General features: G+C 72.6%; 21 protein-coding genes and 1 pseudogene. 13 read left to right on the top strand and 9 right to left on the bottom strand.

Annotated elements, in window-relative coordinates; genetic code table 11:
* Positions 1-16: 16 nt before the first annotated feature.
* Together ACIRRU_RS19450 and ACIRRU_RS19445 are read right to left on the bottom strand one after the other, a co-directional pair.
* Complete coding sequence (locus ACIRRU_RS19450) at positions 17-2,047, bottom strand: ATP-binding protein (RefSeq protein WP_403682124.1); 2,031 nt, start codon at positions 2,045-2,047, stop codon at positions 17-19.
* A 126-nt stretch (positions 2,048-2,173) separates the two neighbouring features.
* Complete coding sequence (locus tag ACIRRU_RS19445) at positions 2,174-3,154, bottom strand: LLM class flavin-dependent oxidoreductase (protein WP_403681981.1); 981 nt, start codon at positions 3,152-3,154, stop codon at positions 2,174-2,176.
* A 386-nt stretch (positions 3,155-3,540) separates the two neighbouring features.
* On the opposite strand from ACIRRU_RS19445, the gene ACIRRU_RS19440 reads away from it, so the two are divergent.
* The 7 genes from ACIRRU_RS19440 (at position 3,541) to ACIRRU_RS19410 (ending at position 10,630) form a co-directional block, all read left to right on the top strand.
* Positions 3,541-3,768 carry a hypothetical protein gene (locus ACIRRU_RS19440; protein WP_403681978.1) on the top strand — a complete coding sequence of 76 codons (228 nt, stop codon included), beginning with the start codon at positions 3,541-3,543 and terminating at the stop codon, positions 3,766-3,768.
* 217 nt (positions 3,769-3,985) lie between these two features.
* Entirely contained in the window at positions 3,986-4,570 is a 585-nt protein-coding gene (locus ACIRRU_RS19435; protein ID WP_403681976.1) for a hypothetical protein, read from the top strand.
* Between the two features lie 164 nt (positions 4,571-4,734).
* Positions 4,735-4,896, top strand: coding sequence for a hypothetical protein (locus ACIRRU_RS19430; RefSeq protein WP_363203367.1), 162 nt, complete (start codon positions 4,735-4,737; stop codon positions 4,894-4,896).
* Positions 4,897-5,600: 704 nt separating this feature from the next.
* Positions 5,601-6,953, top strand: a complete 1,353-nt coding sequence (locus ACIRRU_RS19425) for an ABC transporter substrate-binding protein (protein ID WP_403681973.1) — start codon at positions 5,601-5,603, stop codon at positions 6,951-6,953.
* 5 nt (positions 6,954-6,958) lie between these two features.
* Entirely contained in the window at positions 6,959-7,927 is a 969-nt protein-coding gene (locus tag ACIRRU_RS19420; RefSeq protein WP_403681971.1) for a carbohydrate ABC transporter permease, read from the top strand.
* Between the two features lie 17 nt (positions 7,928-7,944).
* A complete protein-coding gene (locus ACIRRU_RS19415) occupies positions 7,945-8,874 on the top strand; it encodes a carbohydrate ABC transporter permease (RefSeq protein ID WP_403681969.1) in 930 nt (309 codons plus the stop codon).
* Between the two features lie 154 nt (positions 8,875-9,028).
* Positions 9,029-10,630, top strand: a complete 1,602-nt coding sequence (locus ACIRRU_RS19410; RefSeq protein ID WP_403681968.1) for a glycoside hydrolase family 13 protein — start codon at positions 9,029-9,031, stop codon at positions 10,628-10,630.
* Positions 10,631-10,941: 311 nt separating this feature from the next.
* Here ACIRRU_RS19410 and ACIRRU_RS19405 read toward each other — a convergent pair.
* A pseudogene (locus ACIRRU_RS19405) lies at positions 10,942-11,094 on the bottom strand (hydroxyurea phosphotransferase); the annotation flags it as partial.
* A 205-nt stretch (positions 11,095-11,299) separates the two neighbouring features.
* On the opposite strand from ACIRRU_RS19405, the gene ACIRRU_RS19400 reads away from it, so the two are divergent.
* Positions 11,300-11,968, top strand: a complete 669-nt coding sequence (locus ACIRRU_RS19400) for a lysophospholipid acyltransferase family protein (RefSeq protein ID WP_403681966.1) — start codon at positions 11,300-11,302, stop codon at positions 11,966-11,968.
* Positions 11,969-12,103: 135 nt separating this feature from the next.
* Here the strand turns inward: ACIRRU_RS19400 and ACIRRU_RS19395 are convergent, their stop codons facing one another.
* Positions 12,104-12,709 (bottom strand): DinB family protein, encoded by a 606-nt coding sequence (locus ACIRRU_RS19395; RefSeq protein ID WP_403681964.1) that lies wholly within the window; start codon positions 12,707-12,709, stop codon positions 12,104-12,106.
* Positions 12,710-13,041: 332 nt separating this feature from the next.
* Here ACIRRU_RS19395 and ACIRRU_RS19390 point away from each other — a divergent pair, with 332 nt between their 5' ends.
* Complete coding sequence (locus ACIRRU_RS19390; RefSeq protein WP_403681962.1) at positions 13,042-13,860, top strand: VOC family protein; 819 nt, start codon at positions 13,042-13,044, stop codon at positions 13,858-13,860.
* Positions 13,861-13,866: 6 nt separating this feature from the next.
* On the opposite strand, the gene ACIRRU_RS19385 is transcribed toward ACIRRU_RS19390, so the two are convergent.
* The 3 genes from ACIRRU_RS19385 to ACIRRU_RS19375 form a co-directional block, all read right to left on the bottom strand.
* On the bottom strand, positions 13,867-14,727 hold the full coding sequence (locus tag ACIRRU_RS19385) for an endo alpha-1,4 polygalactosaminidase (RefSeq protein ID WP_403681960.1): 861 nt from the start codon (positions 14,725-14,727) through the stop codon (positions 13,867-13,869).
* Between the two features lie 79 nt (positions 14,728-14,806).
* Positions 14,807-14,947, bottom strand: coding sequence for a hypothetical protein (locus tag ACIRRU_RS19380; RefSeq protein WP_403681959.1), 141 nt, complete (start codon positions 14,945-14,947; stop codon positions 14,807-14,809).
* A 44-nt stretch (positions 14,948-14,991) separates the two neighbouring features.
* Positions 14,992-15,912: a LysR family transcriptional regulator ArgP gene (locus ACIRRU_RS19375; RefSeq protein ID WP_403681957.1), complete on the bottom strand. Its 921-nt coding sequence runs from the start codon at positions 15,910-15,912 to the stop codon at positions 14,992-14,994.
* 66 nt (positions 15,913-15,978) lie between these two features.
* On the opposite strand from ACIRRU_RS19375, the gene ACIRRU_RS19370 reads away from it, so the two are divergent.
* Positions 15,979-16,590 carry a LysE/ArgO family amino acid transporter gene (locus ACIRRU_RS19370; RefSeq protein ID WP_403681955.1) on the top strand — a complete coding sequence of 204 codons (612 nt, stop codon included), beginning with the start codon at positions 15,979-15,981 and terminating at the stop codon, positions 16,588-16,590.
* 40 nt (positions 16,591-16,630) lie between these two features.
* Here ACIRRU_RS19370 and ACIRRU_RS19365 read toward each other — a convergent pair whose 3' ends face one another.
* A complete protein-coding gene (locus ACIRRU_RS19365) occupies positions 16,631-17,269 on the bottom strand; it encodes a ScbR family autoregulator-binding transcription factor (protein WP_403681953.1) in 639 nt (212 codons plus the stop codon).
* Positions 17,270-17,424: 155 nt separating this feature from the next.
* Between ACIRRU_RS19365 and ACIRRU_RS19360 the strand changes: the two genes are divergently transcribed.
* The 3 genes from ACIRRU_RS19360 to ACIRRU_RS19350 all read left to right on the top strand — a co-directional run bounded on the left by ACIRRU_RS19360 (position 17,425) and on the right by ACIRRU_RS19350 (position 20,100).
* Positions 17,425-18,402: a ScbA/BarX family gamma-butyrolactone biosynthesis protein gene (locus ACIRRU_RS19360; protein ID WP_403681950.1), complete on the top strand. Its 978-nt coding sequence runs from the start codon at positions 17,425-17,427 to the stop codon at positions 18,400-18,402.
* A gap of 37 nt (positions 18,403-18,439) precedes the next feature.
* A complete protein-coding gene (locus ACIRRU_RS19355; RefSeq protein WP_403681948.1) occupies positions 18,440-19,294 on the top strand; it encodes an NAD(P)H-binding protein in 855 nt (284 codons plus the stop codon).
* Positions 19,295-19,383: 89 nt separating this feature from the next.
* Positions 19,384-20,100 carry a ScbR family autoregulator-binding transcription factor gene (locus ACIRRU_RS19350; protein WP_403681946.1) on the top strand — a complete coding sequence of 239 codons (717 nt, stop codon included), beginning with the start codon at positions 19,384-19,386 and terminating at the stop codon, positions 20,098-20,100.
* 66 nt (positions 20,101-20,166) lie between these two features.
* On the opposite strand, the gene tpg is transcribed toward ACIRRU_RS19350, so the two are convergent.
* Positions 20,167-20,724, bottom strand: coding sequence for a telomere-protecting terminal protein Tpg (gene tpg, locus ACIRRU_RS19345; RefSeq protein WP_403681944.1), 558 nt, complete (start codon positions 20,722-20,724; stop codon positions 20,167-20,169).

Below are 20,724 nucleotides of genomic sequence, written 5' to 3'. Positions count from 1 at the left end.
CCGGTGTCCCGGCGCCTCAGGGCAGCCGCCGTTCCAGCGCGTGGGCCAGACCGCGCTCCGCGTCGTCGGCCGAAGCGCGCCTGTAGGCCCGCTCGTACGCCGAGTCCCCGGCGGCCTGCCGGGCCCGCAGCTCCCACTGCTCGCGGATCGCGCCCAGCTCCGGGGTGCCCCGGTGGGGGTGCCCGATCATGCGCCAGTACGTGTGCCCCGTACCGGAGGCACGGGCCGCGGCCACCCCGTTGCCCTGGGCGGCGATGGCCCCGGCGAGCAGATCCAGGCCCAACGCGATACCGAGGCTGTCGTGCAGCTCGTGCTTGCTCGCGAGCATCGCGCGCGCGTGGCTCTCGGCGTGCCGGGGCCGCCCCTGGAGGAGATGGATGAGAGCGAGCTGGTGATCGGCGTAGGCCCTGGCCCAGTGCTCGCCGAAACGCAGGCTGATCCGCTGGAGCCGGGTGGCCTCCTCGTACGCCTCGTCGAGCCGGCCCAGCGCGGATAGGGAGAACAGGCGTATCACCCGGCAGCGCAGCTGCGAGGGCGCGTCGGCCGGGTCGCACGGGTGGTGGCGCAGAGCGTGGTCGCTGACGGAGTGGGCGGTGTGCGGCTTGCCCATCATCAGATACGTGAAGCTCATGGAGTGCGCCGCCAGCAGGACCGCCTCGGGGTCCGCGTCCCGGCGCGCCGCGTGATGGCACTCCTCGCCCGTACGGCGGGCCGCCTCGTGGTCGCCCTGCAGAGTCAGCGTGATGCCCAGGGCCCACAGGGCCCGGGTGCGGTGCGGACCCGCGGAGAGCGGCAGGGCCAGCACCCGCTCCAGATACCTGCGGGCCTGGTGCAGGTGGCCGCAGCAGCTCCAGAAGAGACCGGCGCATCCGGCCATCTCCATCGCCCTCTCGGGGTCCTCCGCCAGAAGGTGGTCCAGAGCCGCGCACAGGTCTCCGTGGGTGTCGGCGACCCGGTGGTACCACGCGACCTGCGAGGGCCCCAGCCAGCCCGCGAACGCCTGCACGGCGACCTGGGCGAAGTGCCGGGCGTGCCGGTCGGTGAACAGCGTGTCCTCCGCCAGCTCGGCGAGCCACATCGCCCCGTACTCGCGCAGCGTGTCCAGCATCAGATAGCCGTCCTCGGTGCGCCGCAGCACGGACTGGTCGGCCAGCCGCTCCAGCGCGGGGGCGATCGCCTCGGCGCCGAGCGGACCGCCCGCGCACACCGCCTCCGCGTCCGGCACCATCACCACGCCCCGGAAGACGGACAGCCGCGCCCACAACAGCCGCTCCAGCGGGGCGCACAGCTCGTGGCTCCAGCCGATCGTGGTGCGCAGCGCCCGGTGACGCCGTGGCCAGGCGGTGTCGTCGGTCAGCTGGTCCATGCTGGACGCCAGACGTCCGGTGATCTCCTGGGCGCTGCTCCCGCGCAGCTGGGCACAGGCCAGTTCCACGGCCAGCGGTATGCCGTCGAGGCGCCGGCAGATCTCCTCGACGGCGGCCGCGCTGTCCGGGGCGTCGAGCCGCAGGCCCGGAGCGACGGCGGCCGCCCGGTCGTGGAAGAGGCGTACGGCGTCGTCGCCCTCGTCGCCCGCCGAGAGCGGGGGCACCTCTATGGGATGCTCACCCGGCGCACCCAGGGGCTCCCGGCTGGTGGCCAGCACCGTCAAGCCCGGGGCGGCCAGGAGCAGTTCGGCGACGAGCTGGGCGCAGGGGCCGACGAGCCGTTCGCAGCAGTCGAGGACCAGGAGCAGCCGCCGTTCGGAAAGCCACTCGCAGAGCGCGGCCACCGGGCGGCGGGGACTGTGGTCGAGCAGTCCCACGCCGTCGCAGACCGTCGTGGAGAGCAGCTGGTCGTCGTGGAGATGGGACAGGTCGGCCCACCAGACGCCGTCCGCGTAGTCTTCCTGCACGCGCTCGGCGGTGCGCAGGGCCAGCCTGCTCTTGCCGACCCCGCCGCTGCCCGTGAGCGTGACCAGCCGATGATCTCGAAGTGCCCGTTCGACGCTGACCAGTTCGTTGCTGCGGCCGACGAAGCTGGTCGTCACGACGGGAAGGTTGCCCATCACGGTGACATCCTGCCTCGCCGCACCCCACCGCCTCCGTTCATAGCGAAAAGTAGTCAGAAACGGCCGACAACACACCCTTTCCGGTCGTCGGGTGACGGGATGCGAAGGAGGGGAGGCGCCGCCTCACCGACCTCCGTCGAGAACAGCGGCCAAGGAGTCCAGCGCGCCCATCGGGTCGGGCCCGACCGGGGCGAGGACGGCGTCGGTGACCCCGGCCTCCCGCAGCCCGTCGAGACGCGTCCGGGCGTCCTGGGGCGTCCCGGCCACGGCGAGCCGTCCGATCCAGGCGTCGGGCACGGCCCGGACGAACTCCTCGCGGCTCGCGCTCCCCGCCCGCAGTTCCGCCAGCTCGTCGGCGAACGGCAGCGGGGCGACATGGGCCCGCCAGTCCGGCTCACCGATCCACTCCAGTCCCGGCCGGACGGCGTCCAGCGCGGCGGCCCGGTCGGTGTCGACGGACGCGGCGTTGTACGCGACCAGGCGGTGCGGGCGGGTCGCCGCGATGTGCCCGAGCGCCGCGCGGACGTACTCCGGGGCGACCGGCTCCGCCAGGACCGTCCCGTCGGCCACCTCGCCGGACACGGCCAGCGACTTGGGGCCCCGGACGCCCGCGAGGACGCCGGGCACCACCTCGGGCCGCGCGCTGGGGTCGAGCCGTGCCCCGTCGAGGTTCACGTAGCGCCCCTGCCGATGGACGAGGTCGCCGCGCAGCAGGGCGCGCAGGGCGTCCACGTACTCGTGCAGGAGCGTGAGCGGGCTCCGCGGCCACTGGCCGACGCTGCGCATCCAGTCGGGCATGCCGTGTCCGACGGCGACGTCGGTCCGGCCGGGGAACAGCTGGGCCAGGGTCGCGATCTCCAGCGCGGCGAACGCGACGTTGCGCGCACCGGCGGGCAGCAGGCCGATGCCCACCCGGATCCGTTGTGTGGCGGACAGCACGGCGGTGGCCTGGGCGATGCCGCCCCGGTAGCCGAGGTCCTCGACGACCCACACGGAACCGAACCCCAGCTCCTCGGCCCGGCGGGCGTAGGGAAGGACCAGGTCCACGGGCAGATCACGCGGCAGCAGGACGCCCACGGACCAGGAGGTGTCGGGGGAACGCACAGGTGCTCTCCTTCGCAACGACGGTGCGGCTTCTGGTGGCGCGGCAGGGTCCCGCGTCCCGGGGTACGGGCCCCGCGGCCACGGCGCGGCTTCCGGCACCGCGGTCCGGCCGCCTGCACCGCGACACGGTCTCTGCCGAAGCCCAGCGAAGCACCGTAGCCGGTCGGCGGCACGACCGGGGGGTCTGTCAGACCTCTGCGTTACGTTGCTGGCATGACGCGACACGTACTGCCGGCAGGCGCCCGGCTCGCCTCCCGTATGCGGAGCGAGGCCGCATCCGGCCCGCGCGCGGCCGGACACGGGGGTCACCCGCCGACCCGGTCGGGCCCCGTCGAGGAACGGACCGCGCGGACCGGTCCGGGAATCGTGGGAACGGAGGGCCGACGATGACGACCTCACCCGGCTCGCAGAAGCGGTCCTCGGCCGAAGCGGCCACCGAGCACCCGGAGATCACCTTCATCGGGTGCGCGCGGTGCGGCACGCAGATCGCGGGCCTCGACGGCCGGTACGCCTGCTCGGGCTGCGGCTGGGTGAACGAGTGGACCGAGGGCCACCGTCCGTTGCCCGCCGCACGCCGCCGCCCCCAGGGCGGGAGGACGGCCCCGAGCCCGTGAGATCCACGGCGCGGCCCGCACGGTCAGGGCTGCCCGCGCGGCGGGCGGCACGGAGAGAGGCTCACCCTCTCCCACGGTGCCGACGGCCCGCGGGCCGCTCGCAGTACCGGACCACCGGCATCCACGAGTCGGCACACCGGCAACGAGACCGAGTCGGCACACCGGCAGCGACACCATCCACCGCGGCGACGACGCGACCGCAGCAAGGAGAAGGACCATGCCCGCTCCCGCCGACCTCTCCGGCCACGCCGGTCCCCCCGGCTCCGGTGATCTGCCCGGCCCCGCCGGTGTCCGCGCGGCTCTGGCCGGTATCGCCTCGCTGCTGGCTTCCGGGCACCCCGCTGTCGCCGAGGAGGTGCTGGAGGCGCACGACAGCCCGGACGCGTACGTGAGCCGCTTCGGTGACCGGCTGGACCGGCGGGGCATCCGGGAGCCGGTCGACAACCTCGCCTGGATCGCGCTCATCGACGCGCTCGACTCCCGCGGCCTGCTCGCCGAGTTCGACTGGAAGGAGGACCCGCAGGAGATACGGGCGCAGTTGACGGGACTGGCGTCCCGCCCCTCGGCGGACCCCTGGGGGCCCGCCGAGGACGCGGAGACGCTGCTGCCGACCCACGAGTTCCTGCACGTCTGCGGTCGTCACTACCGGGAGGTCGGAGCGGCCCTCGCCGTTCTCGACATCGAGTCCGACTGCTACCCGGTGGTGGGGCTGCGGGCCGCCCAGGCCGATGAGCTGACCCGGCTCGCCGAACGGGCGGGCTTCCCGCTGCTGCACCTCGGGACGGAGCCGGACACGGACTGACGGCGACGCAGTGCGGAGCCGTGCGCGGCAGCGTTCCAGCAGGTGCGGGGCAGGTTCCGGCCCCTGAGGGGAATCGCGGAGCCCGCCGCCCACCACGTACACTCGCCCCCGCCTTCGCCGACCGGCGGAGGCTATTCGCACCAGACCGACGGGGAATATTCCGTATGACCACCGCAGACAGCATCGAGGCACCGATCTACGCAGGCCTCGTCGAGGAACAGGGCGACGTACTCGCCGAAGTGCGCCGTGTGGCGGAGGAGGTCCTGCGCGACGCCGACCGCGCGGTCGACTTCGGAACCGTCCGCCAGGCCCCCGTCGCCCGCTAGAGGGCGTCCGACGTGTGTCGCGCGCCCCAGGGGCGCGTGTCCATGACGGGACGATAAACGTCCAGCAACTATTGCCATATTCTTGCGTTCGTGACGCGACGGTTTGCTGAACAGGCGTCGCAAGCGGCAGCGGGTGAGGCCGCGGTAGGCCGGGTCCCCGACATCGGGCCCGACGCCACCGCGGCCCCCGGCGAAGAGCCGCGGACGCGGACGCGACCCCGTAACGACGAAGTGGCCCGCGCGTCGCACGCGGGAGAGCCCGCCGACGGTCCCTGGCGCAACGCGGTGACCTGGAAGCGCAAGGGCAGGGGGTCTCCGCCCTCCCCGGCCCGGACCTCTCCGCCCCCGCCTCCCGACCGCGACCTCACCCGGCCCGGCCCCGGCTCACCCGGCCCGGCCGCGGCACGTCACCGATCTGCGCGCCTTCCCGCGGCGCCTCGCCTCACGCGTCGTCCCGCCCGGCCTCCGGACGCCTCCTCCGGGCCCCCCGGCCCACCCCCTTCTCGCGGTCCGTGACGCCCCGCCGTTGTCGCCCCTTCGTATCGGCACGGCGGTTCCTTCCACACGCAACCGGCAAGGCCTGTCAATGATTTACGAAATCAACGCGACATCTTGCGGACATTCATCGGCGGTGGTTGAGTGTGGGGCGCCGCACAGCTCGGGGCTGTGGGCTTCCCGCACTCCTGCCCTAGAGGGGTCCACCGATGAGAACTTCTGTGTTTCGTCGTACCTGCACTGCCGCCGTCGCCACGGCCCTGGCCCTCACCGGCCTGGCCGCCTGCGGCTCCGAGGGCGGGGAAGCCGCGGACGGCAAGACGCGCATCACGGTCAACTGCTGGCCCCAGCCGAGTGCGAAGATCGACCACCAGCGGTTCGACGAGGACGTCAAGGCGTTCGAGAAGCAGAACCCCGGCATCGACGTCGTCGCGCACGACGCGTTCCCGTGCCAGGACCCCAAGACCTTTGACGCGAAGCTCGCGGGCGGGCAGATGGAAGACGTCTTCTACACGTACTTCACCGACACCGAGCGCGTGGTCTCCATCAACCAGGCCGCCGACATCACCGCGTACGTCAAGGACCTCGCGACCTACCAGGACATAGCCCAGCCCCTGCGGGACGCCTACACGGTCGACGGGAAGATCTACGGCGTGCCGCGCACCAACTACTCCATGGGTCTGCTCTACAGCAAGGCACTCTTCACGAAGGCCGGGCTCGACCCGGACAAGCCGCCCGCCACCTGGGACGAGGTCCAGGCGGCCGCCAAGAGGATCGCGGCCCTCGGGAACGGCACCGTCGGCTTCGCCGAGTACAGCGCCCAGAACCAGGGCGGCTGGCACTTCACCGCCCACATCTACTCCCAGGGCGGCACCGTCGTCAGTGAGGACGGCAAGCGGGCCGCGGTCGACACCCCCGAGGGGAAGGCCGTCCTTCAGAACCTCAAGGACATGCGCTGGCGCGACGACTCCATGGGCGCCAAGCAGCTCCTCGTCATCAACGACACGCTCCAGATGATGGGCTCCGGCAAGCTCGGCATGTACCTCGCGGCCCCCGACAACGTCCCGCGCATCGTCAAGGAGGCCGGCGGCAAGTACGAGGACCTCGCGTTCGCCCCGATGCCCGGCGGCGAGGGCACCCTCATGGGCGGCGACGGCTACATGTTCAACAAGAAGGCCACCCCCGCCCAGATCAAGGCCGGACTCAAGTGGCTGGAGTGGACCTTCCTCACTCCGGGCCAGGGCTACATGAACAACTACGCGCGCGCGGCGAAGGACGAGTCCCCGGTCGGGCTGCCCGAGCCGCGGCTGTTCACCGGCGCCACGGACTCCGAGGACCAGAAGCTGAAGAAGGCCTCCGCCAACGTCCCCGTCGAGAACTACCAGGCCTTCATCGACGGCGGGCAGCAGCTCGACATGAAGCTGGAGCCCAAGCACGGCCAGCAGATCTACGCGGTCCTCGACGGAGCCGTCTCGGCGGTGCTGACGAAGAAGGACGCCGACATCGACCAGCTCCTGAAGGACGCCCAGGCCAAGATCGACGGAATCCTGGCCCGAGGCTGACCGCCGTGAAGACCACGTCCCCGCCCGCGGCACCCGCGAGGACGCGGCCCGCCGGAGCGACGCCTCCCCCCGGAGACGTACGCCCGGCGGGCCGCGGGCCCCGTCGCCCGCTGCGCCGCAGGATCGCCGACCAGGCCACCGCCTACGCGTTCCTGACCGGCGGCCTCCTCTGCTTCATCCTGTTCTCGTGGTACCCGGCCGTCCGGTCGGTGATCATCGCGTTCCAGAAGTACACGCCCGGCTCGGACCCCCAGTGGGTCGGCACCGCGAACTTCACCCGGGTCTTCCAGGACCCCGAATTCGCGGCCGCCTGGCGCAACACCCTCACCTTCACGGTGCTCGCCCTGGTCATCGGCTTCGCCATCCCGTTCGTCATGGCCCTCGTCCTCAACGAACTCCGCCACGCCAAGGCGTTCTTCCGGGTCGTGGTCTACCTCCCCGTGATGATCCCACCGGTGGTCAGCGCCCTGCTGTGGAAGTGGTTCTACGATCCGGGCGCGGGCCTGGCCAACGAGGTGCTCCGCTTCCTCCACCTGCCGACGTCGAACTGGACCAACGGCGCCGACACCGCGCTCGTCTCCCTCGTCATCGTCGCCACCTGGGCCAACATGGGCGGCACCGTCCTCATCTACCTCGCCGCCCTCCAGGGCATCCCCGGCGAGCTGTACGAGGCGGCCGAGCTGGACGGCGCGTCGCTGTGGCAGCGGGTCCGGCACGTGACGATCCCGCAGACCCGCTTCATCATCCTGATGCTGATGCTCCTTCAGGTCATCGCGACGATGCAGGTGTTCACCGAGCCGTTCGTCATCACCGGCGGCGGACCGGAGAACTCGACAGTCACCGTGCTCTACCTCATCTACAAGTACGCCTTCCTCTACAACGACTTCGGCGGCGCGTCCGCCCTGAGCGTGATGCTCCTGCTGGTGCTGAGCGCCTTCTCCGCCCTGTATCTGCGACTGACCCGCACCGACTGAGAGGAGCGGCGCCCACCATGAGCCGGACAGCTCCGTCCCCGCCACAGCCGCCGCCCGCCGCACCCGCGGAACGGGCGGTACGCACCCTGGTCTCCCCGCTCGCCCTCGCCGGACGGCGCGGCAAGGCCGTCTACTGGTCGGTGTTCGCCCTCGTCGTCGTGGCCTTCGCCCTCGCGTTCCTCTTCCCCGTCTACTGGATGGTCACGGGCGCGATGAAGCCGCCCGAGGAGGTGGTCCGCGCCCCGCCCACCCTCGTGCCCGAGCAATGGCGGGTGACCGGCTACACCGACGCCTGGGACCTGATGCGGCTGCCGAGACACCTGTGGAACACGGCGGTCCAGGCCTCCGGCGCCTGGCTGCTCCAGATCGTCTTCTGCACGGCCGCCGCGTACGCGCTGTCCAAACTGAAGCCCGCGTTCGGGAAGGTCATCCTCGGCGGCATCCTCGCCACCCTGATGGTCCCGGTCCAGGCCCTCGTCGTACCGAAGTACCTGACCATCGCCGATCTGCCGCTGATCCACGTCAACCTGCTGAACGACCCCCTGGCCATCTGGCTCCCGGCCGTCGCGAACGCCTTCAACCTCTACCTGCTCAAACGCTTCTTCGACCAGATCCCGCGCGATGTCCTGGAGGCCGCCGAGATCGACGGCGCGGGCAAGCTCCGTACGCTCCGGTCCATCGTGCTGCCGCTGTCCCGGCCGGTGCTCGGTGTCGTCTCGATCTTCGCGCTCGTCGCCGTGTGGCAGGACTTCCTGTGGCCGCTGATGGTCTTCTCCGACACCGGTGAACAGCCGATCAGCGTCGCCCTGGTCCAGCTCTCGCAGAACGTCCCGCTGACCGTCCTGATCGGGGCCATGGTCATCGCGAGCATCCCCATGGTCCTGATGTTCCTCGTCTTCCAGCGCCACATCATCGCGGGAATCAGCGCGGGCAGCACCAAGGGCTGACCCGCGCCCCGTGGCGCACCCCACCCGAATCCGCCACCACCCCACTCACCGCTCCACCCCGCTACGGGGCGGCGCCAGCACCTCCAGCTCCTCCCGTCGCGCGGACCGGCCCCTCCCGCCGGCCACCGTGCCCCGTCCGAAAGGAACCCGCCTTATGGAAGGCAGCCAGCCCGCCGCCGACGACTGGTGGCGCTCGGCCGTCATTTACCAGGTCTACGTCCGCAGCTTCGCCGACGGCGACGGCGACGGCACCGGCGACCTGAGCGGCGTACGGTCCCGGCTGCCCTACCTGGCCGAACTCGGCGTCGACGCCCTCTGGTTCACCCCGTGGTATCTCTCCCCGATGGCGGACGGCGGCTACGACGTCGCCGACTACCGGACCATCGACCCGGCCTTCGGAACCCTCGCGGAGGCCGAGAAACTCATCGCGGAGGCCCGCGAGAGCGGCATCCGCACCATCGTCGACATCGTCCCCAACCACGTCTCCGACCAGCACGCCTGGTTCAGGGCGGCCCTGGCGGCGGGCCCCGGCAGCCCGGAACGCGCCCTCTTCCACTTCCGCCCCGGCCGCGGCGAACACGGCGAACTGCCGCCCAACGACTGGGAGAGCGAGTTCGGGGGAGTGCCCTGGACCCGGGTCGCGGACGGCGAGTGGTACCTCCACCTCTTCGCCGCCGAACAGCCCGACCTCAACTGGGCCCACCCCGCCGTCCGCCAGGAGCACGAGGACATCCTGCGCTTCTGGTTCGAACGCGGGGTCGCCGGAGTCCGCATCGACTCCGCCGCCCTCCTCGCCAAGGACCCGGAGCTCCCCGACCTCGCGGGGCACCGGGGATCCCACCCCTACCTCGACCGCGACGAACTCCACGACATCTACCGGGGCTGGCGGGCCATCGCCGACGAGTTCGGCGGCATCTTCGTCGGCGAGGTCTGGCTGCCCGACTCCGAGCGCTTCGCCCGCTACCTGCGCCCCGACGAACTGCACACCGCCTTCAACTTCACCTTCCTCACCTGCCCCTGGGACGGCGAGCGGCTGCGCCGCGCCATCGACGAGACCCTCGCCGAACACGCCCCCGTCAAAGCCCCCGCCACCTGGGTCCTGTGCAACCACGACATCACCCGCACCGTCACCCGCTACGGCCGCGCGGACACCGGCTTCGCCTTCACCAGCAAGGCGTTCGGCGTCCCCAGCGACCTGGAGCTCGGCACCCGCCGCGCTCGCGCCGCCGCCCTGCTCTCGCTCGCCCTGCCCGGCTCGGTCTACCTCTACCAGGGGGAGGAACTGGGCCTGCCGGAGGCCGACGTACCGCTGGACCGCGTCCAGGACCCCATGTACTTCCGCTCCCAGGGCCGGGCCCCCGGCCGCGACGGCTGCCGCACTCCGCTGCCGTGGGCGGCCGGTGAACCGTACGCGGGCTTCGGCTCCACCGGGGACCCCTGGCTCCCGCTTCCCCCGGACTGGCCCCTGCGCGCGGCGGACCGCCAGGCCGAGGACCCCGCCTCGATGCTGTCCCTCTACCGCGAGGCCCTGCGGCTACGGCGCACCCTGGCCGCCCTGCACACCGGACCGCTGCGCTGGCTCAGCGAAGGACCGGACCTCCTGGTGTTCGCACGCGGCGAGAACCTGGTCTGCGCGGTCAACCTCGGCGACGCGCCCGTACACCTCCCCGCCCACACCGGGATCCTCCTCGCCAGTGGCCCCCTGGACGGCGAGGACAGGCTGCCCGGTGACACGGCGGTGTGGCTGGCCGTCTGACAGCGACGACGGGACCTGGCTCCGGACGCCCCCCGGCGTCCGGAACCAGGAGCACTCCCGTTCCTCAGGCGGCGCGGGGCGTCGTCCCCCGCGCCATGGGACGCAGCCCCGGCCCGATGCGGTGCGGACCTCCGCGCGGCCGCCGTCGTGAGCCCGGAGAGGGGGGAAGGGCTACGGAGCGTCCCGAGGACCACGGACGACCCCACGATCACGCCCTTGCTCCATTCCAGCAGCTGCGAACGATGTGCAACAAGGTAGCTGACGGGCCACCCGAGCTGCGGACCGGGGGATCTGTGCGGGTGCGCCTGATCGGACCGTTGCTCCAGCAGCGTCCGCGCAAGGGCGGCCTGAGCGGGTTCCAGGGTGCTCTTGCCGTCCTCGACATCCCACAGCGCGTTCCGCTGCACCCGGCCGCGGGTCCACCTGGTGGCCCGCCCCCGGTCCAGCGTGAGGGCTTCGGTGAGCCGCCACCCGGTCGGGAAAACCGGGGGGTTGAGGCCTGGGAGGGGCGGAAGCACCGCCGGGCCGGAGGCGGCGGCCGCGTACGTCCGCCACCGTGCCCGGCTGAGTATCCGAACTCATGCCCGAGGCGCCCTCGGTCGCAAGGATGAACACGACCGCCCAGGGCACTGCCCCGCCCGACCCACCGGCCCCAGGAGAACCGAGACCGTGCTCAGCCGCATCGCCGCCGCCGTGGTCCCGTCCCTGGGACGCCTCACGGTCACCGCCGACCCCGCCACCGCCCCGCCCCCGGGCAGCATCGTCGTCGCCAACCACACCTCCCTGGCCGACCCGGGCATCGTTCTCGCCGCGCTGCTCCGTCTCGGCATCGAACCCGTCGTGCTCGCCACCGCGGGGCTCTGGCGGATTCCGGTCCTCGGCCGGCTGCTGGAGCGCGGCGGTCACGTGCCCGTACACCGCGGCACCCATCGAGCGGCCGCCGCCCTCGACGAAGCGGTCGCCGCACTCCGCGACGGGAGGCACATCCTCCTCTACGGCGAGGGCCGGCTGCCCTCCCGCACCGACGCGGCCGAGGCGCCGCCGGAGACTTTCCGCACCGGCCTCGCGCGCCTCGCGCACGCCTCCGGCGCCCCGGTCGTGCCGCTCGGCCAGGCGGGCGCCCGCCGTGTGACCTCCGGGCGGCGCGCCAAGCAGCTCTCCGGGCTGCTCACGGCCCCGGCCCGCCGCCCCCGTCTGCACGTCCACGTCGGGTCCGCCGTGCACCTTCCGCCGGACGTCGAGGAGGCCACCGCCACGGCCCGTGCCGCGGTGACCTCCGCCTGGCGTACGGCCGCCGCGCACCTGGGCGAACCCGCCGCACTGCGCCCCGCGCCATGAGCCGCCGGAACCAGGCCGGTCCCCGGAACCGCGCCGGATCCGCGACGCCCGCGAGCGCCGCCCGTGTTCACGCGGCCCCGCTTCACCTGGCTCCGCGCGGCGAGGCGCACCCGAGACCTGATCCCGGGGCAGGCCCTACCCTCCGGCCGACGTCCCGCTCCCCGCCTCCCGGGCGGCCTTCTCCAGCCGCTCGCGGTACGCCTCCCACCAGGCCCGGTCGTCCGAGGGCATGTTCTCGTTGCCGAGCCGCAGCCCTACCGCCCCGTCGACGAGCTCCCGCACGATGTCGGCGTGCCCGGCATGGCGCTGGAGATCGGAGATCACATGGACGAGGATCCGGTGCAGGGTCACCTCGCTCCGCTCCGCGGGCCACCACGGGACCCGTCCCACCGCGTCGAGGGGCAGGGCGGCGATCGTGCCGTCCGCGTGCTCCGCCACCCGGCGGTAAAGGGCGACGATGTCCTCGCGGGACTCGTCGGCGGTCGCCCACATGTCCTGGTTCTCCTCGGCGCCCTCCTCCAGCGCCGCCGGCACCTCGGCGAACGGCCGGTGGAAGGTCTCACCGAAATAGCCCGCCTCCACCCCTGCCGCGTGCTTGACCAGCCCCAGGAGATTGGTGCCGGTCGCCGTGAGCGGACGACGGATGTCGTACTCCGAGAGGCCTTCGAGCTTCCACAGCAGCGCGTCACGAGCGGATTGCAGATAGCTCTGGAGATCGGCCTTCAGCCGCGATGCGTTCATGCCCGAAGTCTGGCACCCGCCACTGACAGAGCCGCCCCGGCAAGCGACCGCCCCGCCACCGCCGGGCCCGGCGACTGCTCGGTCCCGGACCCGCGACCGCCCGGCCCGGCGAACGGTCCGGAGCGGTCAGAGCGGTGCGGGCGGGAGCGGTGCGGGGGAGCCGCCCAGGTGGCGGCCGTGTCCCGGGCGGCGTAGGTATGGAGGACATGCCGCTCCGCGGAAGGTGTGACGCCGCGGGGCCGACGCGCCTGCGACGGCCGACGACCACCAGCCCACCCGACCGGCCTCAGCGGTCGGCGGTTCAAGGGCCGGGTACGAGGAGACAGATCCCGATGACCGCGGCAGAGCAGACCACGCCCGTGCACGGCGTCCCGTGCTGGGTCAGCCTCATGACCCGGGACCTGCGGGCCACCGAGGACTTCTACGCGGCCGTCCTCGGCTGGACGTTCCGCTCCGGCACCCTCGGGGAGGGCTTCTCCGTGGCCCACGCCGGCACGCTGCCCGTGGCCGGGTTCGGACAGATCGCCCCCGGCCTGCCCACCTCCGTGACCTGGACCCCGTACTTCGCCGTGACCGACGCGGACGTCGTCGCCGCCCGGGTGCGGGAACGCGGCGGCACGGTCGCCGTCGGCCCGATCCGGCTGGGCCCCGGCCGGGGCGCCGTCGCCGCGGACCGCGAGGGGGCGGGGTTCGGCTTCTGGGAGGGCCGGACCCCGTCGTGGTCGCTCGGCCGCGGGAACGCGCTCGCCTCCCTCGAACTGCGCACCAGCCACGCCTTCGACTCGGCGATCTTCTACGCCGGGATCTTCGACTGGGCCTCCGGGGAGCCCGGCGGCTGCGAGGTGGGATACGCCTACGCCCAGGACGCCGTCGTCGTGCGGCAGGGCGGCCGGACCGTGGCCACCCTGCGCGGCGGTGGTGACGCCGCCTCCCGCGACCCCCGGCTGCGTCCGCGCTGGCACGTCCGCTTCCTGGTGGAGGACGTGGCGGCGGTCGCCGAAGCGGCGCGCGCGGCGGGCGGAACGGTCTCCCCGCCGGTGGACTCGCCGTCCCCTGCCGACGGTACGGAGTCGGTGATCAGCGATCCCGAGGGAGGGATCTTCACCGTCTGCTCCCGCCCGGTGCCGGGCGTGCCGGGCCCTCCGGGTTGAGGCCGGTCAGCAGGTACGGAACACGTACCCGGGTTCCCCCGCGGGCCTGACGTCGAGGTCCCGGCGTACCACCGACAGCCTCGCCCCCACGGAGGCACAGGCCTGGGCGAAGTCCCGCGCGGTGTACTCGACGACGAAGACCCGGTCGTCGTACGCGGAGGCGTAGTCGCCGCACTCGTCGTACCGGCCGCACTCCTCGGTGACGGCGAAGTCGAAACCGATCTGCTCCCGCCGCGCCAGCAGACCAGTGGTGTTCTTCTGCCCGATCGCCAGCCCGGCCGCGTGCGCGCGGGTGGCCAGCAGTTCGGCGAACGCGGCGTTGTGCGCCGGGGTCAGCAGACCGTCGGACCGCTCGAACGAATCCAGGTTGTCGGGCTCGACGGCCTGGAACCCCGCCTCCGCGCAGCCGTCGATCCAGCGGCCGACGATCGACTCCAGCCGGGTGCGCCGGTCGGCGGTCGTGGTGTCGAGCAGCGCCTCGTCCCACGCCTCGTCCACGACCAGGTCGCCGTCGTCGTCACGCAGCAGCAGATCGGGGTGGTTCTCGCGCCACCAGTCCAGGGCGTCCGGCTGGGCCTGGAAGGCGTTGACGTAGCAGACGTTGTACATCCCCTCGGCGGGCTGGTCGCCGCGGTCGCGGGCGACCGCCCGCACTCCGGCGGCGGGCGGGTACCCGCCGCCGATCTGGTAGTCGAACGTCATGTCGGGTGTGGGCGGCACGGCCTTCGGCGCGGACCGGGCGGGGGAGACGGGGGAGTGGACGGCGGACAGCAGCAGTCCGGCTCCCACCGCGAGAGCGGCACAGACGGCCAGGACGACGAGCGTGCCTCTGCGCCGTACGAGGAAGGAGGGGGACTGCGGGGACATACGTACTCCGTGCGTGGGCGGTGGACCGGACGGGCCTGCGGGACGCGCCCCCCGGGGTGCCCCGTGCACCCCATGGTCCTCAGGCCGGTGGGGCCTCGACGGTCTGGAAGATGTTCGGCGCGGGCAGCGGTGTGATGGCGCGGAGGGCGAAACCGCCCGCCGTGCACTGGGCGGCGACGTCGTCAGCCGCATGTTCCCGGCCGCCGACATGGACGAGCATATGGAGGTCGCTCAGGTAGACGCCCTCGGGGCGGTGCGCCGGAGTCAGCCCGGCCGGGTGTCGCGCAGTGTCTCGGCGGCCTCGGCCGTCACCGCTTCGGCGACGGCGGCCAGGGCCGGCGAGTCCAGCTTCCACTGCTGCCAGTGGAGCGGGACGTCGACCACGTGGTCCGGGGTGAGAGTCACCAGCCGACCGGTGGCCAGCAGCGGTTCCGCGTGGACGTCGGGCAGCAGGCCCCAGCCCATACCGGCCACCACGGCCGTCATGAACCCCTCCGACGTGGGGACGAAGTGGCGCCGGGCGCTCGCTCCGGCCGGACGGCCGAGCCGGCGCGCGAACGAGTCCTGGAGATCGTCCCGCCGGTCGAAGCAGATCACCGGCGCATCGGCGATCAGCTCCCGCAGCGGGGCCGCCGTACCCCGCCCGAGCCACCGGTCCGCGAAGCCGGGCGTCGACACCGGCAGGTACCGCATCCGGCCGAGTCCGCGCACCGAACAGCCCGCGACCGGCTCCGGCGACGAGGTGACGGCCGCCATCACCAGCCCCTCGCGCAGAAGTGCGGCGGTGTGGTCCTGGTCCTCCCGGCGCAGCTCGAAACAGAGCCCCAGCTCGTCCGGCACCCGGCGCAGGGCGGAGAGGAACCAGGTCGCCAGGGAGTCGGAGTTCACCGCGATCGGCAGCCGCGTCGACTCGCCCGGCCCGGCCGTCCCGAGCGCCGCGAGAGTGTCGCGCTCCAGCCGGGCCAGCTGGCGGGCGAACCGCACCACCGCCTCGCCGGACTCGGTGGGCCGGACCGGCTTCGTGCGCATCAGCAGCACCCGGCCCGTGCGCTGCTCCAGGGCCTTCACGCGCTGGCTGACCGCCGAGGGTGTGACGCGCAGGGCCCGCGCCGCCGCGTCGAAGGTCCCCTCGTCGACCACGGCCAGCAGCGTCCGCACTTGATCGAGAGGAAGCTCTGTCATCATGAAAGCTAATGATAGGTAAGAATCATTAGCTGTACACCAGATCATCCCTCTTCGTAGCGTGGGGCCATGACGACTGCCCTGACCGCTGCGGCCACCGGATTCGGCACCGGTCTCTCCCTCATCGTCGCCATCGGCGCCCAGAACGCCCTGGTGCTCCGCCAGGGTGTCCGCCGGGAAGGCGTGCTCGCGGTGGTGGTGATCTGCGCCCTTTCCGACGCCGCACTCATCACCCTGGGCGTCGCGGGAGTCGGCGCCGTCGTGGTGGCCTGGCCCTCGGCCCTGACCGTCGTGGGGCTGCTCGGCGGCTTTTTCCTGATCGGCTACGGAATTCTCGCCGCACGCCGCGTGCTGCGCCCGGCGGCGCTGCACACGGGCGACGCGCCCGGCGCGTCGAAGCGGGGCGTCGTGCTCACGTGTCTGGCGATGACGTGGCTCAATCCGCACGTGTACCTGGACACCGTGTTCCTGCTGGGCTCCGTCGCAGCCGACCAGGGGGCGATGCGCTGGACCTTCGGCCTCGGGGCAGTTCTGGCCAGCGTGTGCTGGTTCGCCGCGCTCGGCTACGGGGCCCGGCTGCTGAGCCGGGTGCTCGCGCGCCCCTCCGCGTGGCGGGTGCTGGACGGCCTCGTCGCCGTGATGATGACCGGCCTCGGCGTGAAGCTGGCGCTGGGGGCCTGACCACCCCGGCCCCGGTGGCGCTCCGCCGGCCGGGCCGGGGTCACTCGCCGGTGTCGAGGTGGCTGAGACGCTCCGCGCGTTCCGGGGTCAGGTCGAGGGCGGTGAGGATCGACGGCGTGGCGATACTGGGGAGGATGTGCTGCTGGAGGGTGATGTGACGCCGTTGCAGGTCCCGGTAGTCGGTGAGGGTCTGGGAGACCGCCTGGGTGCCCGCGAAAGCTGCGACGTAGAGATCCGCCGTCTCCGTGGGGTTGACGTGGGGGAGCAGTTCGCCGTTGTGTTTGGCCTGGGCGAGGAGGGCGTGGGTGGCCTCCTGCCAGCGGAGGAAGGGACCACTGCGGTCGAGTCCCTGCGCCTGCTGATCCATCGAGAGGCGGACGCCCGCGCGGGCGAGAGGGCTGGTCTGGAGCCGATGGCTGAAAAGTATCCCGACGTCGATGAGCTCCTGGAGCTTCAGCGTCTGGTTCGGGACCGTCCTGGGCGGCTCCTGGGCCTCGATGACGCCGAGCGCGAGATCTTCCTTCGACGGGAAGTGGAAATACAGGGCGCCTTTCGTGACGCCCGCGCTTTTCAGTATTTCGGTAATGGTGGCCGCCTGGTAACCGTATTTCTCGAAGGCCTGGGCCGCCGCCATGAGAATCGTCCGGCGGGTGCGGATCGCCCGGTCCTGCTTCGCCATACTGTCTCCTTCGCTGGGCGGGGGCCGGTGAACGGTCGGGTCGACGTGGGGGGACCACCCTGCCGGGGATAGGAAAAAAACCGCGTAGTCTGTATCTTATCAGCGCACGCGCGGTTCAGGAACGGCTCGCCATCACATGACCCCTGGGGGGAGTTATGACCGAAGCAGCAGTCTTGATCGATTCGGCGCCGACTACGGGACCGGAAGCCGCCGCGGCACATCCGGTGGGGATCGACCTGGTGCACCGGGCCCGGCCCGAGGACGCCTTCCCGCGCACCTGGGTACGGCTGGGGCACGACCGGTTCTCGGTGGAGGCGGTCCTCCCGCACGATCACCCGTTCTTCGCCCCCCTGGCGGGCGACCGGCACGATCCGCTGCTCTTCGCGGAGGCGATGCGCCAGTCGGCCGTGCTGGCCTTCCACGCCGGGTACGGCGTCCCGCTGGGTCATCACTTCCTGATGACGGATCTCGATTACGCCTGCGAACTGGAGCAGTTGGCCGTCGGCGGCGTACCCACCGAGATCGACGTGGAGGTGTTCTGCTCCGACCTGAAGTGGCGGGGCGGGATCCCGGCGCAGGGGCGCGTCGCGTGGGCGGTGCACCGGGACGGACGGCTCGCCGCCACGGGCACCGGGGCGACCCGGTTCACCACCCCCCGGGCGTACCGCCGGATCCGCCACGGCGCCCCGGCCGAGGGCATATCCATACCGCGGACCCCACCGGTCGCCGCCGCGCGCGCGGGCCGGACCAGGACCGAGGACGTGGTGCTCGCGGAGACCGGGGAGGACGGCGTCTGGGAGCTCCGCGTGGACACCCGGCACCCCACGCTGTTCCAGCGCCCCAACGACCACGTCCCCGGCATGTTCCTGCTGGAGGCGGCGCGGCAGGCCGCCTGTCTGGCGGCCGGAGCCGGAGGGTTCGTCCCGGTGGAGGCGCGCACCCGCTTCCACCGGTACGCCGAGTTCGGCAGCCCGTGCCGGATCAGGGCGGTGAACCTGCCGGAACCGGCCGGGGATACGGTGACCATGGGCGTGACGGGCCATCAGAACGAGGAGACGGTGTTCACCGCGGTGCTGTCCGGACCCTCCGCGGCGGCCCGGGTGGCACCCGGCGGGAGCGAGGCGGACCGGTGACGATCCCGGTCCCGGGACAGGGATATGAGGAGTTGCGGTGATTCTGGTGACGGGCGCGACCGGAGCGGTGGGCCGCGAGGTCGCGGGGCTGCTGGCGGCGGCCGGACCGGTACGGGTTCTCGCGCGTCGGCCGGAGCGGCTGACGGTTCGGGGACCCGGGGTCGAGGTCGTCGCGGGGGAGTACGGGGACCGTGGGGCCCTCGACCGGGCGCTGAAGGGCGTCACCTCGGTGTTCCTGGTGACGAACAGCCCCACGGAACCCGACGACGAGCGGGTCGCGACGGCCTCCGCCGAGGCGGGTGTCCGCCACCTGGTCAAGCTGTCGATGATGGCCGTGGAGGAGCCCGGAGCCGAGGACCTCATCACTCGCGTCCAGCGGCGGAACGAGCAGACCATCAGGGAGTCGGGTGTGCCCTGGACGTTCGTCCGCCCCCGGACCTTCATGTCCAACACCCTGTCCTGGGCGCCGGGCATCCGCTCGTCGGGCGTGGTGCGCGCCCTGTACGGCGACGCGCCGGTCGCGTGCGTCGACCCCCGCGACGTCGCCGCCGTGGCCGTCCATGTCCTCACCGGCGCCGGACACGAGGGCAGGGCGTACGCGGTCTCCGGCCCGGAGGCGATCAGCGCGCGGGAGCAGACGGCGCAGCTCGCCCGGGAACTGGGGCGGCCGCTCCGCTTCGAGGAGCTGGACCGGAAGACCGCGCGCACGGCGCTGCTCGCGAGGTATCCCGCCCCGGTGGCGGAAGCCTTCCTGGAGAGCGCCGAGCGGCAGTCGGCGGGTGCCAAGGCGGCGGTCGTACCCACGGTCGGGGAACTGACCGGGGCCGCGGCCAGGCCCTTCCGCACCTGGGCGGCCGACCACCGGGACGCCTTCGGGGAGCTCAAGCCGTAGGCCGCACATCGGGGTTTTCCGTTTCCTGGAAAGGAAACCGGTAAGTTGGTTTGGTACCTCCATCAAGCCGTCCAGGAGCGGAGAACCCGGTGACCAAGCAGGAGCGCGCCACCCGCACCCGGCGGGCGCTGATCCATTCCGCCGCCACCGTGATCGAGCGGCACGGCTACGCGGAGGCCCGCCTGGTCCTGATTAGTTCCGGCGCCGGCGTCAGCACGGGCGCGCTCCACTTCCACTTCGAGAACAAGGCAGCCATCGCCGAAGCCGTGGTGACCGAGGCGTTACGCGGACTGGCCGAGGTGTCGGGCACGATCCGGCACCGGACGGACACCGCGCTCCAGGCCCTGGTCGACACCTCGCACGCCGTCGCCGAGCTGCTGCGCGAGGACCCGGTGACCCGGGCCGGATTCCGGATCAGCTGCGACGGGGAGGGCTCCGGGGCCCCGGACCTGCGCGCGGAATGGCTCGCCCGCGTCCAGGACCTGCTGGCCGACGCGGCCGCCGCCGGAACGCTCGCCGAGGGCGTCTCCCGCGCGGACGCGGCTGCGGCCACCGTCGCCGTGACGACCGGTTTCGAGGTACTGGGCCGCCACGACTCCGGATGGCTGTCCCCGCAGACGCTCACCGGCTTCTGGCACCTGCTGCTGCCCCGGCTCGCCGCCCCCGACGTGCTCGCCCTCCTGGACCCGTCCGGCCCCGGGGCGAAGGAGACCGTTTCCGGACACGTCGGCTCCACGGAGGCCGGCGCACCGGCGAGCAGGTCGACGGTCCGCGCGACGCCGCCGTTCCCGGACACCCGTTCCTGACCACCGGCCCGCGCACCGTCGAGATGCGGCCGACCGTCGAGCCGTTCCGCTCGGGCGCCGGAGGGCTCAGAACTCCAGCTCGACGTAGTCGATGTCGGTGAACTCGACCCGCAGCCCCGGGGCCCGGCGGCCCCGGTCGGTGAAGTACTGCTCCTGGAGACCTTCGGCGGCGATCCGCCGCAGCTCCTCCTCCGCCGCCCCCGCGCCGCGCGCGTCGAAGAGACGGGCGGCGTACGCGGGTGGCAGATGCTGGGTGATGAGCCGGACGCGTCCGTCGTCGGTGCTGCCGGGTGCGGCCGTGAAGCCGAAGCGGGCCCGCGTCTCGATGACGATGCCCGTCGAGGTTGCGGCCTGCTTCCTGGCCCGGTCCCGGACCCGGGGCTGCCACCGGCGGCGGACCTCGCCCTCCAGCCGGGCGGCCAGCTCCGGGCGCGGGCGCTTGATACCGCCCGTGAGATAACGCTCGACGGTGCGCTGGGACACCCCCAGCACCCGAGCCGCCTCACGGGTCGAGCCCTTCAACTGCTTGACCAGGAAGCGGACTTGCGCCCCGGCCGACTTGGGGAGCGGGCGCGTCGCCGTGTTCTCCGAGGCCCGGTCCAGACTGTCTTCGAAGATGCCCAC

The organism is Streptomyces sp. NPDC101181 (genome assembly GCF_044767975.1).
Taxonomy (GTDB): domain Bacteria; phylum Actinomycetota; class Actinomycetes; order Streptomycetales; family Streptomycetaceae; genus Streptomyces.
Note: the sequence above shows the minus strand (reverse complement) of the source record. Positions and strands in the feature narration are given on the sequence as shown.

Excerpts from the sequence above, each read along its gene's own strand:
- ACIRRU_RS19365 (WP_403681953.1), bottom strand. The coding sequence starts at position 17,269 with ATGGCGAAGCAGGACCGGGCGATCCGCACCCGCCGGACGATTCTCATG.
- ACIRRU_RS19430 (WP_363203367.1), top strand. The coding sequence starts at position 4,735 with ATGACCACCGCAGACAGCATCGAGGCACCGATCTACGCAGGCCTCGTC.
- ACIRRU_RS19440 (WP_403681978.1), top strand. The coding sequence starts at position 3,541 with ATGACGACCTCACCCGGCTCGCAGAAGCGGTCCTCGGCCGAAGCGGCC.
- ACIRRU_RS19410 (WP_403681968.1), top strand. The coding sequence starts at position 9,029 with ATGGAAGGCAGCCAGCCCGCCGCCGACGACTGGTGGCGCTCGGCCGTC.
- ACIRRU_RS19370 (WP_403681955.1), top strand. The coding sequence starts at position 15,979 with ATGACGACTGCCCTGACCGCTGCGGCCACCGGATTCGGCACCGGTCTC.
- ACIRRU_RS19375 (WP_403681957.1), bottom strand. The coding sequence starts at position 15,912 with ATGATGACAGAGCTTCCTCTCGATCAAGTGCGGACGCTGCTGGCCGTG.
- ACIRRU_RS19415 (WP_403681969.1), top strand. The coding sequence starts at position 7,945 with ATGAGCCGGACAGCTCCGTCCCCGCCACAGCCGCCGCCCGCCGCACCC.
- ACIRRU_RS19390 (WP_403681962.1), top strand. The coding sequence starts at position 13,042 with ATGACCGCGGCAGAGCAGACCACGCCCGTGCACGGCGTCCCGTGCTGG.
- ACIRRU_RS19360 (WP_403681950.1), top strand. The coding sequence starts at position 17,425 with ATGACCGAAGCAGCAGTCTTGATCGATTCGGCGCCGACTACGGGACCG.
- ACIRRU_RS19380 (WP_403681959.1), bottom strand. The coding sequence starts at position 14,947 with ATGCTCGTCCATGTCGGCGGCCGGGAACATGCGGCTGACGACGTCGCC.
- ACIRRU_RS19435 (WP_403681976.1), top strand. The coding sequence starts at position 3,986 with ATGCCCGCTCCCGCCGACCTCTCCGGCCACGCCGGTCCCCCCGGCTCC.
- ACIRRU_RS19450 (WP_403682124.1), bottom strand. The coding sequence starts at position 2,047 with ATGGGCAACCTTCCCGTCGTGACGACCAGCTTCGTCGGCCGCAGCAAC.
- ACIRRU_RS19385 (WP_403681960.1), bottom strand. The coding sequence starts at position 14,727 with ATGTCCCCGCAGTCCCCCTCCTTCCTCGTACGGCGCAGAGGCACGCTC.
- ACIRRU_RS19425 (WP_403681973.1), top strand. The coding sequence starts at position 5,601 with ATGAGAACTTCTGTGTTTCGTCGTACCTGCACTGCCGCCGTCGCCACG.
- ACIRRU_RS19395 (WP_403681964.1), bottom strand. The coding sequence starts at position 12,709 with ATGAACGCATCGCGGCTGAAGGCCGATCTCCAGAGCTATCTGCAATCC.